We start from the raw sequence: 14,470 nt of genomic DNA on the forward strand, positions 1-14,470 counted from the left end.
CCACGTCTTCTCACTCATAGGACAAGGGTGTCACCGATTCGGAGCCGCGCGTGACGGGCCGTGCCCGGACCACCCCACGGGGGGGCGTCCGATCCGGGTGCGCGGCCCGCTCAGTCCTCGCTCAACCGACGTACCAGCATGCTGCCCGCGCCGTTCTCCTCGAAGTCGGCGAGCAGGACGGCCACCGCCTCCCGGACCAGACGCCCCCGGTCGGCCGACAGCCCGTGCTCGGCGCGCAGCGACAGTCGGGCCTGTTCCAGGGCCAACAGCTCCGCACCGGAGATGTAGACGGTGATCTTCTCGTCGTGACGCTGGCGACCACTGGGCTTGGGGGCCCGACGCACCGCGCCGTCGCCCTTGACTCCGTGGCCGTCCCCGGCGTCGTCCGCCCCACGGGGCCGCCGTCTCTCGACGTCGTCCCCGTTCGTCTCCTGTCGTTCCTGCTCCGGTACCTTGTGCCGGCTCTCGGCCTCCGACTGTTCCCCGTCGGGCCCGGAGGGGCGGAAGAAGAGTTCGTCCGCCCCGGGTAGCGTCACGCGCCGTGACCGCTGAGAGGCCACCTCGCCAGCACCTCCTTGGCCAGAGCACGATAGGCGTTGGCCCCGGCCGAGGAGGAGTCGAACCTGGTGATGGGCTCGCCCGCCACGGTGGCGTCCGGGAACCGCACGGTGCGATTGATGACCGTACCGTAGACCTTGTCGCCGAACCCGTCCACGATCGTGGACAGCACCTCACGGGCGTGCAGGGTCCGCGGATCGTACATGGTGCCGAGGAAACCGTCGATGACCAGGTCCTCGTTGAGGCGCTCCTGGACCTTCTGGATGGTGTCCATCAGCAACGCCACACCGCGCAGCGCGAAGAACTCGCACTCCAACGGCACGATGACGCCGTCGGCCGCGGTCAGCGCGTTGACGGTGAGCAGGCCCAACGAGGGCTGGCAGTCGATCAGGATGACGTCGTAGTCGTTGATGACCGGACGCAGCGCCCGCGCCAGCATCTGCTCACGGGCCACCTCGCCGACCAACTGCACCTCGGCCGCCGACAGGTCGATGTTGCTCGGAATGAGGTCCAGGCCGTCGACGTCCGTCTTGAGCAGGACGTCCTCGACCGTCACGTCCCGCTGCATGAGCAGGTTGTAGACGGTCAGGTCCAGCTCACGCGGGTCCAGACGGCCCAACCCCACCGACAGCGCGCCCTGCGGGTCGAAGTCGACCAGCAGTACCCGTCTGCCGTACTCCGCGATGGCGGCACCGAGGTTGATGGTGGTGGTGGTCTTACCGACCCCACCCTTCTGGTTACAGAGTGCTACAATCCGTGCCGGGCCGTGTTCGTCCAGCGGCTCCGGCTCCGGAAACGCCCGCTCGGGTCTCTTGGTGTGCAGATCGGCCCCCGTGTTGCGTGTCGTCCCCCACGGGTTGTTCACCGGGTCGGCGGAGGTGTCCCCGCCGACGGGTGCGGTGTTCGCCGCCTCGTCGTACTCCGACCAGTTCACAACCCTTGACCTCCCCTACGGACCGGCCACGGCCCGATGGGACTCCTGACGTCCCCCACGACTCGACCGCCGTCGGAAACTCAATATGTCGACAGCAACGTACCTTCGTGCGGCGACTCTAGAACGGCGACACGGCGCACTTCAACATGATCCGACGAGTATTCCTCACCGTGCGGACCGAGGGTGTTCGGACGCGTACGCCCTTCCATCTCGTAGGAGAAGAGTACACACCGGACACCCCTGCCCCGCCCCGCGCGAAGCCGCCTCCCCTCCGCCCGGACGCCCTCGGACCGCCGCACGCCCCGTGTCACCGGGCCGCCCGTCGCGCACGCGGATGGCTTGAGGCGTACACCTCACGCAGCCTCTCCACGGTCACCAGCGTGTAGACCTGGGTGGTGGTGACCGAACTGTGCCCCAGCAGCTCCTGGACCACCCGGATGTCGGCCCCGCCGTCGAGCAGGTGGGTGGCGAAGGAGTGCCGCAGGGTGTGCGGAGAGATCCCCTCCACACCGGCCCGTTCGGCCACCGCCGACAGCAGCGCCCACCCGCCCTGCCGGGTCAGCCTCCCACCCCGCGCGTTGACGAACAACGCCGGCCCACCGCGGCCGGAAGCGGCCAGGGTCGGCCGGGCCCGGGTCAGGTACCCGCCGAGCGCGCGACGGGCGTGCGAGCCCAACGGCACCAGACGTTCACGCTCGCCCTTACCTCGGAAACGCACCAGCCCGACCCGATCTCCGGCGTCGACCGCGTCGGCGACGTCGTCCACGTCCAGACCGACCGCCTCCGAGATCCGGGCCCCCGTACCGTAGAGCAGCTCCAACAGGGCACGGTCGCGCAGGGCCAACAGGTCGGGGCGCTGGTCCGAGGCGGGGGCCTCCTCGGGCCCCGCCGCCTCCAACAACCCTTCGACCACCTCCAACGGGACGGCCTTGGGCAGGCGCATCGGCGTCGACGGCGGAGTCACCTCGACGGCGGGGTCCTCCGCCGCCCAGCCCTCCCGCACGGCGAACCGGTGCAGGCCCCGCACCGCCGCCAGGGTGCGCCCGGCCGAGGCCGCGCTCAACGGCCCGTGCTCCTCGTCGCCCTCGCGCAACACCGAGAGGAAGCGTCCCACCCGTGCCGGTGTCACCCCGCCCAGGTCGTCGACGCCGCTCTCCTCCAGATGGTCGATGTAACGGCGCAGATCACGCCGGTACGCGGCGAGAGTGTTACCGGCCAACGCGCGCTCGGCGCTCAGATGGTCGAGAAAGGCGGCGCGCGCCCGCTCCAGCGGCCCACGCTCCGCCCCTTCGGCCGAGCCGTTCGGGCCCTCGACGTCCGCCCCGCCCTCTCCGGGGTCGATCACCCGTCCCCTTCCCGTCAGTCGTCGGAGGCCTCGGGCAGGGCGGCGAACCCGTCCCCGGAGGCGGCGTGGGCGGCCAGGACACCGATGAGCGTGGCACCGTTGTGGAGTCGATCGGCGAGCACGGCGCGCACCGCCTCCTCCAACGGCAACCACTCCGAGGCCAGGTCGGTCTCCTCGTGCTCGCGCACGAAGTCGATCTCCTCCTCCGGCACCTCGGACAGGTCCCGGGCCAGGAAGATGTGGATCCGCTCGTTGGAGAAACCGGTGCTGGGGAAGAAGGCGGGCAGCCGATGCCAGGTGGCGGCCCTCAGACCGGCCTCCTCCACCAGTTCACGACGCGCGGTGGCCAACGGCCCCTCGCCCTCCGCGTCGAGGACGCCCGCCGGCAGCTCCCACAGGGTGTGCCCCGTGGGGTGCCGGTACTGGCGCTGAAGTAGAACCCGGCCCTGATCGTCCAAGGCCACGATCGCCGCGGCCCCGGGGTGGTCCATGTAGTCGCGGGCGGCCACGGTCCGCCCCTCGCCGCCGGCCCCGGGCATCTCCACCCAGTCGGTGCGCATCCCGCACTTGGGCCCGCGGTAGCGCTCCTCGGAACGCTCCACCGGCCATGACTCGGGGGCGTCCGCGACCCGCGCGTACGCCCCCGACGTCTCGTTCTCGATCCGACGGGTCTGGTCGGCCATACGGCCCCTCTCAAAGACCGGGCCCCACCCGTCGGTTCCGCTCGCTAGGGCTCCTGGTGCTCCAGCGCGGCGGAGATCAACCCGCGGAAGAGCGGGTTGGCGTTGGTCGGGCGGGACCGCAGCTCCGGGTGCGCCTGCGTCGCGATGAAGAACGGGTGGGCGTCCCGGGGCAGTTCCACGTACTCCACCAGCTTGCCATCGGGGGAGAGCCCGGAGAACACCAGACCCGCCTCCTCCAGCCTGGAACGGTAGGCGTTGTTGACCTCGAAACGGTGCCGGTGACGCTCGGAGACCTGCGCCCGACCGTCGTAGAGCTCCCGGGCCAGGGTGCCCTCGCCCAGGTCGGCCGGGTACAGACCCAGCCGCATGGTGCCGCCCATGTCGCGGTCACCGGAGACCACGTCCTGCTGGTCGGCCATGGTCGCGATCACCGGGTCGACGGCCTTGTCGTCGAACTCGGTGCTGTTGGCGCCCTCCAGGCCGAGCACGTTGCGGGCGTACTCGATGACCAGACCCTGAAGACCGAGGCAGATGCCGAGCAGCGGCACCTTGTTCTCACGCGCGTAGCGGATGGCGCCGAGCTTGCCCTCGATACCGCGCACCCCGAAACCACCGGGGATGAGGATGCCGTCGGCTCCGTCGAGCTCGGCGGCCGCACCCGAGGGGCTGGCGCAGTTGTCGCTGGCCACCCAGCGGATGTTCACCCGCGTGTCGGTGGCGAAACCGCCGGCGCGCAACGCCTCGCTGACCGACAGGTAGGCGTCGGGCAGGTCGATGTACTTGCCGACCATGGCGATGGTGACCTCGTGGTCGGGCTGGTGCACGCGGCGCAGCAGCTCGTCCCACTCCGTCCAGTCCACGTCGCGGAACGGCATGCCCAGCCGACGGACGACGTAGGCGTCCAGGCCCTCACGGTGCAGCACCTTGGGGATGTCGTAGATGGAGGGGGCGTCGGGGGTGGAGACCACACCGGACTCGTCCACGTCGCACATGAGGCTGATCTTGGACTTCAGGCTCTGGGTGATGGGCCGGTCCGAACGGCACACGATGGCGTCGGGCTGGATACCGATGCTGCGCAGGGCGGCGACCGAGTGCTGGGTCGGCTTCGTCTTCATCTCGCCGGACGGGCCGAGGAAGGGGATGAGCGACACGTGCAGGAAGAAGCAGTTCTCCCGGCCGATCTCGTGCCGGATCTGACGGACGGCCTCCAGGAACGGCTGCGACTCGATGTCGCCGACCGTGCCGCCGATCTCGGTGATGACGATGTCGACGTCGGGGGCGTCCATCGCGTAGATACGCGACTTGATCTCGTTGGTGATGTGCGGGATGACCTGCACGGTGTCGCCCAGGTAGGCGCCCTGGCGCTCCTTGGCGATGACACTGGAGTAGATCTGACCGGTCGTGACGTTGGCCGACGCGGACAGCTCCACGTCGAGGAAACGCTCGTAGTGGCCCACGTCCAGGTCGGTCTCGGCACCGTCGTCGGTGACGAAGACCTCACCGTGCTGGAAGGGGTTCATGGTCCCCGGGTCAACGTTGAGGTAGGGGTCCAGCTTCTGCATGGTGACCCGCAGGCCTCGCGACTTCAGGAGTCGACCCAGGCTGGAGGCGGTCAGGCCCTTGCCGAGACTGGAGGCGACGCCGCCGGTAACGAAAAGGTGCTTGGTACTCGCGGCGGATGCCAAAGTGTTGCTCCCGTGGTGTGATTGGCTACGGCGGGCTCGAACGAGCCGAGAGGCCGTGCGGCGGTCCGGGTCCGAGCGGCGGCGAGGGCCGTTCCAGCACGTCGGACTCCACGGGGCACCAGGATAACAGGCCCCCCGTTCGCCCACACCCGGGAACGCCCTCCGGGTCTCGGCTGTTCCCCGGGCTCCTTCGCGCGGCCCTCGGCAAGCCCGACGGACAGGGCGTTCACGTTCCCTCGCGCACCGGACGGGTGGCGAAGGCAACAGTCGGAGACCGCCCCGGATCGTTCACGGCCGGGGCGGCGATCCCTCGGTCAGGCGGGGAATCCGCCGGCGCGTCCCAGGTAGGCGGGCGGGGTCTTACCGAGCCGCTCCCCCATCCAGTCGCCCAGCGCCGCGGCCTCGGACAGGCCGATCCCCGTGCGCATCCCGCTCCGGTGCAGCAGGTAGAGCAGGTCCTCGGTGGCGATGTTGCCGGTCGCGGCGGGTGCGAAGGGGCAGCCCCCGAAACCGCCCAGGCTGGAGTCCAGCACGCGGACGCCCTCCTCCACGGCGGCCAGGGCGTTGGCGTAGCCCGTGTTCCGGGTGTTGTGGAAGTGGCAGCGCAGCGTCCGCCCGGGGGCGACCTCTCCGACCGCCCTCGTCAGCTCACGGACCTGGAAGGGCACGCCCACGCCGATGGTGTCGGCCAGCGCGATCTCCACGGCGCTCGTGTCGGCGACGCGCCGCGCCACCTCGCGCACCCGTTCCGTCGAGACCTCGCCGTCGAAGGGGCAGCCGAAGGCGGTGGAGATCGTGACGCTCAACGGCACCCCGGTGCCCTCCAGGACCCGGTCCATGTCGGCCAGGGAGTCGAGCATCTCGTCGACGGTGGCCCCCTGGTTGCGGACGCTGAAGCCGTCGGTGGCCGGCACCGCCACGTTGATCTCGGAGACCCCGGCCGCCAGGGCCCGGTCCAGGCCACGACGGTTGAGGGCCAGGCCGATGAAGGAGGCCCCCGCCCCCCGGTCGACCCCGGCCATGATCTCCTCGGCCCCGGCCATCTGTGGTACCCGCTTGGGGTTGACGAAGCTGACCGCCTCGATCCGCCGGACCCCGGCGGAGACCGCCCGGTCGATCAACCGGATTCGGTCCTCGACCGACAGCACGGTGGACTCGTTCTGGAGGCCGTCGCGCGGACCCACCTCCACGATCTCCACCTGTTCGCCGCCCTCGGGCCCACGATCGTCCGCGGCCATCACAACCACCTCTCCCGCCCCATCGCGTTATCGCGCCCAGGCTAGTGGAGGCCGGTCGAGAGCCACGTCACCGGGGCTCCCCACCGTCGTGTTCAGCGCAGGGCGAGGGCGGGGCGGACCTCCCAGGTCGTCCACACCGGGCGGTAGCCCATCCGGTGCCAGAACGGCCCCGAGAGCGGGTTCATCTCCGCGTAGTTGAGCACCGACACCGCCACCCCGTGACTGTCCAGGGCCTGATGCGCCTGACTGACCAGAGCCGTACCGATCCCGTGGCCACGCTCGGCGGCGGTCACCACCGCGTAGCCGATGTGCGCGATCGGGCGGGCGCGCACCAGGGACCTCGCCCAACGGGAACGCTCGGGCGGGGACACCCACAGCAGACCGACCGCGCGTCCCCGGCGCTCGGCCAACCAGATCCACGAACGCGAACGGTTCAGCGCCCGCGCCGAGACCTTACGGGTCTGCTCGGCGGTGTCGGGCTGGAGGAAGACCCCGCCGAAGTGCTGCTCGTACCGGTGCTCCTCCATCAGCAACCCCACCACCTGGGTCAGGTCGCTGATGTCGGCCAGGCGGATCGTCACGTCGCGCGGAGGCAGCGACGGCGGCACCCCGCGACGCCGTTGCCGGGCCGCGAGCACCGTGTAGGGCTGGAGGCCGTGACGTTGCAGCGGGATGATCCCCTCCACGTCCCGGGCCGGCCAGCTGACCAGGGCGGCCGACTCCGACCCGGTGCCGGTGGGCAGGTCCTCCAGCTGGTCGCGCCAGCTGGTGAGCAGGGAGTCCAGGGCCCGCGCCGGTTCGGGGCCACCGACGATGGGGGTCAACCAGTGCTGGTCGGGGACGCCCCATATCCGGCCGACCTCGCCCGGCTGGTACCAGGTGTAGTGCATACTGCCCGCCGCCACGGGGTGGCCGTCCTCGTCGCTGACGGTCAGGAGGGGGTAGGAGTTGGGGGCGAAGCCCACGGGTTCGGGCAACAGGGGATCGGCGTCGGCCCAGCGTCGGGCGGCCGAACGCACCAACGGGTCGAGTCCGACGTCGCCCCCGGGAGACTCGTCGTGTCGCACCCGCGCGACGTAACCGCTCATCCACCCCTCCCCTAGCGGGTCCTTGCCAAGCGAACACCCACGGCCGCGGCCTGGCCGCGGCGCCCATGATCATCGTGCCCACCACGCGGACGTATCGGCGCGGTGGGGACGGAACGACCGTACCGCCTCATCCTGGCACCGATACGCGAAAACGGGGAACCGTACCGATGGTACGGACCATCCCGCCCTCCGTGGCGCCTCACACGAGTGCGGGTGGACGCGCTCCACGGTAACGGATCATGGCCCGCCCACCGAGGGCGGGGCGGTGCGTACGAGAGCGCGAGCGCCTGCCACATAGGGGTTTCGGAGTCCGCCCGGGGTGGAGGGCGAGGGGGTTCAGATACCGGCGTCGCCGCCCTCGGTGACGGTGGTGTTACGGCCGTGGTTGACCACCACGGGGTCGCCTCCGGCGAAGGAGACCTTGTTGTCCACCCCCACCAACACGATCTTCTCGGCGCTGCCCACCTCGACCACCGAACCACGACCGCTGGCGCGCACCAGACCGCACTCGCCGTCCAGCACCACCTTGGCGTTGTCGGCGGAGACGACGACCTTGCGATGTTCGCAGTCCTCGTGGACGTCGGCCTCGTCGTCGACCACCAGGATCACCTCGTCGTCGACGACGTTGCCCTCCGGCTCCCGCTCGCGGTCCTCATCGGTCGATCCCCGCCCCTCGTCCACGGCATGGGTGCGTCCGGAACCCGGGTCGACCTCGTCGGGGGCCGCCTGCTCCACCCCACAGCCGACGACCAGGGAACCGAGCAGCGCAGCGCCGCCCACGAGTCGAAGAACTCGACCACCCATGAACTCCCCCATAGCAAAAACCGATAATCGCGACATAGGTCCGGGACAAGGCCCAAGACTATGTCACGTGAAGGTAACTATGCGACCCAAGAGTTCTGTGATCGTTCTCTTTTCGAGACAGGGTCGGGGATGTGGGAGGAACTCCTGAAAGCCCCTCCCACCCGGAAACGTCCGCTCAGCTCATCCCCGCGGCGTCCATACCGCGCAGCTCGCGCTTCAACTCGCCGATCTCGTCGCGGAGCCGGGCCGCCAGCTCGAACCGCAGGTCGGTCGCGGCCTGGTGCATCTGTTCGCTCAACTGCTCGATGAGTCCGGCCAGCTCCGCGCGCGGCATGTTCGCCACGTCCGCCTTCTCGCCCAGAGCCGGGACCGGGGCCTTCGTCGCCTTGGCCCCCTGGCGGTAGCCGGTCGACATCAGCTCCTCGGTGTCCACGTCCTCCCGGTTCAAGGTGTCCAGGATGTCGGCGATCTGCTTGCGCAACGGGGTCGGGTCGATCCCGTGCTCGGCGTTGTAGGCCAACTGCTTGTCCCGGCGCCGGTTGGTCTCCTCGATCGCCGCGCTCATCGAGTCCGTCACCCGGTCCGCGTACATGTGCACCTGACCGGACACGTTACGGGCCGCGCGACCGATCGTCTGGATCAGGGAGGTCTCCGAACGCAGGAAGCCCTCCTTGTCGGCGTCCAGGATCGCCACCAGCGACACTTCCGGCAGGTCCAACCCCTCACGCAGCAGGTTGATCCCGACCAGCACGTCGAACTCGCCCACCCGCAACTCGCGCAGCAGCTCCACCCGGCGCAGGGTGTCCACCTCGCTGTGCAGGTACCGGACCCTGATCCCCAACTCGGCGAAGTAGTCGGTGAGGTCCTCCGCCATCTTCTTGGTGAGCGTGGTGACCAGCACCCGCTCGGATCGCTCGGCCCGCTCCCGGATCTCGTGCACCAGATCGTCGATCTGCCCGTCCGTGGGTTTGACCAGCACCTCCGGGTCCACCAGGCCGGTCGGCCGGATGACCTGCTCGACCACATCGCCGCCGCTCTGCCGCAGCTCGTACTTGCCGGGCGTCGCCGACAGGTACACCGACTGCCCGATCCGTCCGGTGAACTCCTCCCACTTCAACGGACGGTTGTCCAACGCCGAGGGGAGTCGGAACCCGTGGTCCACCAGGGTCCGCTTACGCGCGGCGTCCCCCTCGTACATCGCGCCGATCTGCGGCACGGTCACGTGCGACTCGTCCAGGACCAGGAGGAAGTCCTCGGGGAAGTAGTCCAGGAGCGTGTTGGGCGCGCTTCCGGGATCGCGGCCGTCGAAGTGCCGCGAGTAGTTCTCGATCCCCGAGCAGGTCCCCAGCTGACGCATCATCTCCAGGTCGTGGGTGGTGCGCATCCTCAGACGTTGGGCCTCCAGCAGCCTCCCCTGACCCTCCAGCTCGGTGAGCCGCTCGCCCAGCTCCGCCTCGATCGAGGCGATCGCCCGTTCGGTGCGCTCCTCGCCCGCGACGTAGTGCGAGGCGGGGAAGATGAACATCGCGTCGCTCTCGCCCAGCACCTCACCGGTCAGCGGGTGCAACGTCAGCAGACGTTCGATCTCGTCACCGAACATCTCGATGCGGATCGCCAGTTCCTCGTAGACCGGGATGATCTCGATGGTGTCCCCGCGCACCCGGAACGTCCCCCGGGTGAACGCCATGTCGTTGCGCGAGTACTGCATCTCCACCAGACGGCGCAGCAGGTCGTCGCGGTCGACCTCCATGCCGACCTCCAACCGCGCCATCCGGTCCACGTACTCCTGCGGGGTGCCCAGACCGTAGATGCACGACACCGACGCCACCACGATCGTGTCCCGCCGGGTCAGCAGCGAGTTGGTGGCCGAGTGCCGGAGCCGCTCCACCTCGTCGTTGATCGACGAGTCCTTCTCGATGTAGGTATCGCTCTGCGGGACGTAGGCCTCGGGCTGGTAGTAGTCGTAGTACGAGACGAAGTACTCGACCGCGTTGTTCGGCAGCATCTGCCGGAGCTCGTTGGCGAACTGCGCGGCGAGCGTCTTGTTCGGCTGGATGACCAGCGTGGGCCGCTGGAGCCGCTCCACCGTCCAGGCCACCGTCGCCGTCTTACCCGTACCGGTGGCGCCCAGCAGCACCGTGTGCGGATCGCCCGCCCTGACCCGCCTGGAGATCTCCTCGATCGCGTGCGGCTGGTCCCCCGCCGGGGTCATCTCCGAGACGACCTCGAAGGGGGCCTCACTGCGTTCAATGTCGCTGACCGGTCTCACTAGCCCTCAATCTCCCGTCGAACCACAGGCCGACCCGAGCCGCCCGTCCCCTCTCCCTCCAACGCTACCGACCCCCGGTGACATCCCGGCCGATGGAAGTCCGGCCGCGTCGCGCCGCGGCCCCTGGGAACACGTGAGATCTAGGCGGCTCTGCGCAGGAGTTCGTTCCACAGCTCCTCGACCCGGCGTTCCAGGTCCTCACGGCTCCCGGAGTTGTCCACCACCAGGTCGGCCGAGGCCAGACGGGTCTCCCGGTCGGCCTGGGACGCGATCCTGGCGCGGACCTGCTCGGGAGGCATCCCCCGGTCCCGGGCCACCCGCTCCACCCGCGTCTCGTCGGGGGTGTCCACCACGACCACCACGTCGTACAGCGACTCCAGGCCGTTCTCGACCAGCAGCGGCACGTCGTAGACCACGACCTCGGCGTCGGAGTCCAGAGCCTGTTCCATCAGGCGGCCACTGCGCTCGGCCACCTTCGGATGGACGATCGCGTTGAGCCGTTCCAACCGCTCCTCGTCGGCGAACACCAACTCCCCCAACCGGGGACGGTCCAACCGCCCCTCCGGGGTGAGCACCCCCGCACCGAACTCGGCGACGATCTCCGCCAACCCGGGCGTGCCCGGTTCCACGACCTCGCGGGCGATGGCGTCCGCGTCGATGACCACCGCGCCGAAGGAGGCCAACGCCGCGGAGACCGCGCTCTTACCCGAACCGATACCGCCGGTGAGTCCCACTTTCAGCATGGCTGCACCCTAGGCCATGGGCACCGGAGGCACACGCCGCGGCTCCCCCTCACAGCGCCGCTCCCACCGCGCTCAACTCCTTGCGCATGTGCACCATCACCAGATGGTCGGCCACCCTCTCCCGGTGCGTCTCGGCGTACCCCACCTCACGGTAGAGCCGCTGCTCCTTCGCGCTCTGCGCACCGGTGAACAGCGTCAACGCCGCCAGATCCGGCCGTCGCTCGCGCAACTCCTCCTCGACCCGGGAGAGCAGCGCCCGGGCGATCCCACGACGTCGCAGATCCGGGGCGACCACCAACCGGCCCACGACCCCCGTGGTATCGGTGACCCCGGCCCGCACCGCCCCGACCACACGGGCACCGACCACCGCCTTGAGCACCAGAGCCCCCTCGTCGGCCAGAAGCGTCTCGATCCGGCTCAGGCCCTCGGTGAGCGGCAGGATGAACGGATCCCCGTACGCCTGCGCCTCGTCGACGTAGGCGGCGCGCTGGAGGGTGAAGATCTCCCCCGCGTCGTCGGGACCGGCCTGGTGGATGTCGAACACGTCGCCTCCTCGACGGCCCCCGCCTCTCGAGGACCCCTCCTGGCACCCTAGGGCGGCCGGAGGCGATACGCAGAGGATTCGCGGACACGGCGAAGGGCCGCCCCCACACATGGTGGAGACGGCCCCTCGTCAGAGTGTCACTCGGGCTCGCGCCCGATGGACGAGTCGATCAGGACTCGCCACCACCCGCCAGCTTCTCGCGCAGAGCGGCCAGGGCCTCGTCGGAGGCCAGGGCACCGCTGCTGCCGCTGTCGGAGCCGGTCGAACCGGTCTGACCGCCACCGGTGTACTCTTCCTCCTCCTCGGGGAGGGGAGCGTTGGCGGCGGCGTCCTCGGCCGCGCGGGCCTCCTCGACCTGCTTGCGGTGAGCCTCGAAGCGAGCCTGCGCCTCGGCGTAGCTGCGCTCCCACTCGTCCCGCTGAGCCTCGAAGCCCTCGAGCCACTCGCCGCTCTCGGGGTCGAAGCCCTCGGGGTACTTGTAGTTGCCCTGCTCGTCGTAGTCCGCGGCCATGCCGTACAGGGTGGGGTCGAAGTCCACCTGGTCGGGCGAGACGGCCTCGTTGGCCTGCTTCAGCGAGAGGCTGATGCGACGACGGTCGAGGTCGATGTCGATGATCTTGACGAAGATCTCGGTGCCGACCTGGACGACCTGCTCCGGCACCTCGACGTGGCGCTCGGCCAGCTCGGAGATGTGGACCAGACCCTCGATGCCCTCCTCGACGCGCACGAACGCACCGAACGGAACCAGCTTGGTGACCTTGCCGGGAACGACCTGGCCGATCTGGTGGGTCCGGGCGAACTGCTGCCACGGGTCTTCCTGGGTCGCCTTGAGCGACAGGGAGACGCGCTCGCGCTCCATGTCCACGTCGAGAACCTCGACGGTGACCTCCTGGCCGACCTCGACGACCTCGCTCGGGTGGTCGATGTGCTTCCAGGAGAGCTCGGAGACGTGCACCAGACCGTCGACGCCACCCAGGTCCACGAAGGCACCGAAGTTGACGATCGAGGAGACGACGCCCTTGCGGATCTGACCCTTCTGGAGGGTGTTGAGGAACGTCTGGCGAACCTCGGACTGGGTCTGCTCGAGCCAGGCACGGCGGGACAGGACCACGTTGTTGCGGTTCTTGTCCAGCTCGATGATCTTGGCCTCGAGCTCACGGCCCACGTAGGGCTGGAGGTCGCGGACACGGCGCATCTCGACCAGGGAGGCGGGCAGGAAGCCGCGCAGGCCGATGTCGAGGATGAGACCACCCTTGACGACCTCGATGACGGTGCCGGTGACGACGCCGTCCTCTTCCTTGATCTTCTCGATCGTGCCCCAGGCCCGCTCGTACTGAGCGCGCTTCTTGGACAGGATCAGACGGCCTTCCTTGTCCTCCTTCTGGAGAACGAGGGCTTCGACCTGGTCGCCGACGGCAACGACCTCACCGGGGTCGACGTCGTGCTTGATCGACAGTTCCCGAGAGGGAATCACACCCTCGGTCTTGTAGCCGATGTCGAGCAAGACCTCGTCTCGATCGACCTTCACGATGGTGCCCTCGACAATGTCACCGTCGTTGAAGTACTTGATGGTCTCGTCGATCGCCGCGAGGAAGGCTTCCTCGGACCCGATGTCGTTGACCGCTACCTGGGGTGTCGAGGTGGCCTCGGTGCTGCTCGTCATTTGTGGGTGGACTCCGGATACGGACAGGTTCAGAAAATGGGCACGTCGTGGGTTCGGGCTGGTCGATCCGTCGTCCAGATGCAAGAAGCAGGGCCACATGTACGGAACGAGCCGTCCGTGACCGCCGACTACCGGGTCCAGAGTGGTGACCGATGCGGTGCAACCCTTCGCCCCCTACGGAGACGACAGACGCACGCACGAACCCACAACACTGAGGCCAGAATATGAGACATGGGCGTCCTGGTCAATCGGAACCCGGGAACGCCAACCCGGCGAAGGCCATGATGGACGCAATTTACCCGAGCCCCGAGGGGAAGTTCAACCGGGCCACGCCGACCCTCCGACCAGGCGCGCCACCCGATGTCGCCCCTCGAAGAACACCCCTTCGCGGCGACCGTGAGGATTCCTCCGAAAAATCACGAATCCCCCGGATCGACGAGCCTCTCAGTCCATCGGAGGACGTGAACGCGAGCGCTTGACCTCGCCCCGACGTCTCTTGGCGTCCACACGTCGCCGCTTCGCGGCCCTGCTGGGCCGACGGCTACGACGCTCCGGCGGCGGAGGCGCGATCGCCTCCTCCAGAAGGCGGGCCATCCGCTCCCTGGCCTCCACCCGGTTGCGCGTCTGGGAACGGTGACTCTGCGCCGACACCGTCAGCACCCCGTCGACCAGGCGCCCTTCGAGACGTTCCAGGGCCCGGGCCCTGCGGGTGGTCCCCAGGGCCCGGCAGGAGGCCACGTCCAAGGAGAGCGACACCCGGGTGTCGGAGGTGTTGACGTGTTGTCCGCCCGGCCCCGAGGACCGGGAGAAACGCCACCTCAACTCCTCGGCGGGAACGGTCACCGGCCCCACGGCCAGACCCTTCGTGGTCTCGTCGCTTCCCGTCACCGTTCCCGCTCCTCTCCTACCCGCGCCG

The 14,470-nt window shown here is 69.3% G+C and carries 13 protein-coding genes; all 13 read right to left on the reverse strand.

Annotated features, from left to right (window positions below; genetic code table 11):
- Window positions 1-110 precede the first annotated feature (110 nt).
- The 13 genes from U9J66_RS06230 to arfB all read right to left on the reverse strand — a co-directional run bounded on the left by U9J66_RS06230 (window position 111) and on the right by arfB (window position 14,442).
- Window positions 111-536, reverse strand: a complete 426-nt coding sequence (locus U9J66_RS06230; RefSeq protein ID WP_234305720.1) for a hypothetical protein — start codon at window positions 534-536, stop codon at window positions 111-113.
- Window positions 533-1,492 carry a ParA family protein gene (locus U9J66_RS06235; protein ID WP_014912154.1) on the reverse strand — a complete coding sequence of 320 codons (960 nt, stop codon included), beginning with the start codon at window positions 1,490-1,492 and terminating at the stop codon, window positions 533-535. Before U9J66_RS06235 ends, U9J66_RS06230 begins: the two co-directional genes overlap by 4 nt.
- 307 nt (window positions 1,493-1,799) lie before the next feature.
- Window positions 1,800-2,837 carry a site-specific tyrosine recombinase XerD gene (locus U9J66_RS06240; RefSeq protein ID WP_326337282.1) on the reverse strand — a complete coding sequence of 346 codons (1,038 nt, stop codon included), beginning with the start codon at window positions 2,835-2,837 and terminating at the stop codon, window positions 1,800-1,802.
- Window positions 2,838-2,851: 14 nt separating this feature from the next.
- Window positions 2,852-3,520: an NUDIX domain-containing protein gene (locus U9J66_RS06245; protein ID WP_161111570.1), complete on the reverse strand. Its 669-nt coding sequence runs from the start codon at window positions 3,518-3,520 to the stop codon at window positions 2,852-2,854.
- A gap of 44 nt (window positions 3,521-3,564) precedes the next feature.
- Window positions 3,565-5,205, reverse strand: a complete 1,641-nt coding sequence (locus U9J66_RS06250; protein ID WP_014910226.1) for a CTP synthase — start codon at window positions 5,203-5,205, stop codon at window positions 3,565-3,567.
- A gap of 314 nt (window positions 5,206-5,519) precedes the next feature.
- Window positions 5,520-6,443, reverse strand: coding sequence for a hydroxymethylglutaryl-CoA lyase (locus U9J66_RS06255; protein ID WP_326337283.1), 924 nt, complete (start codon window positions 6,441-6,443; stop codon window positions 5,520-5,522).
- Between the two features lie 92 nt (window positions 6,444-6,535).
- A complete protein-coding gene (locus U9J66_RS06260) occupies window positions 6,536-7,531 on the reverse strand; it encodes a GNAT family N-acetyltransferase (protein ID WP_014911540.1) in 996 nt (331 codons plus the stop codon).
- Between the two features lie 336 nt (window positions 7,532-7,867).
- Complete coding sequence (locus U9J66_RS06265) at window positions 7,868-8,347, reverse strand: DUF3060 domain-containing protein (protein WP_017534032.1); 480 nt, start codon at window positions 8,345-8,347, stop codon at window positions 7,868-7,870.
- A gap of 163 nt (window positions 8,348-8,510) precedes the next feature.
- On the reverse strand, window positions 8,511-10,604 hold the full coding sequence (uvrB, locus tag U9J66_RS06270; protein WP_014912246.1) for an excinuclease ABC subunit UvrB: 2,094 nt from the start codon (window positions 10,602-10,604) through the stop codon (window positions 8,511-8,513).
- Window positions 10,605-10,744: 140 nt separating this feature from the next.
- Complete coding sequence (gene coaE / locus U9J66_RS06275; RefSeq protein ID WP_017534033.1) at window positions 10,745-11,347, reverse strand: dephospho-CoA kinase; 603 nt, start codon at window positions 11,345-11,347, stop codon at window positions 10,745-10,747.
- A 49-nt stretch (window positions 11,348-11,396) separates the two neighbouring features.
- Entirely contained in the window at window positions 11,397-11,891 is a 495-nt protein-coding gene (locus U9J66_RS06280; protein WP_017534034.1) for a GNAT family N-acetyltransferase, read from the reverse strand.
- A gap of 169 nt (window positions 11,892-12,060) precedes the next feature.
- A complete protein-coding gene (gene rpsA / locus U9J66_RS06285; protein ID WP_014912405.1) occupies window positions 12,061-13,554 on the reverse strand; it encodes a 30S ribosomal protein S1 in 1,494 nt (497 codons plus the stop codon).
- 444 nt (window positions 13,555-13,998) lie between these two features.
- On the reverse strand, window positions 13,999-14,442 hold the full coding sequence (gene arfB, locus U9J66_RS06290; RefSeq protein ID WP_017534035.1) for an alternative ribosome rescue aminoacyl-tRNA hydrolase ArfB: 444 nt from the start codon (window positions 14,440-14,442) through the stop codon (window positions 13,999-14,001).
- Window positions 14,443-14,470 lie beyond the last annotated feature (28 nt).

This window comes from Nocardiopsis sp. LDBS1602, from assembly GCF_035818715.1.
In the GTDB taxonomy this organism is placed as follows: Bacteria; Actinomycetota; Actinomycetes; order Streptosporangiales; family Streptosporangiaceae; genus Nocardiopsis; species Nocardiopsis alba.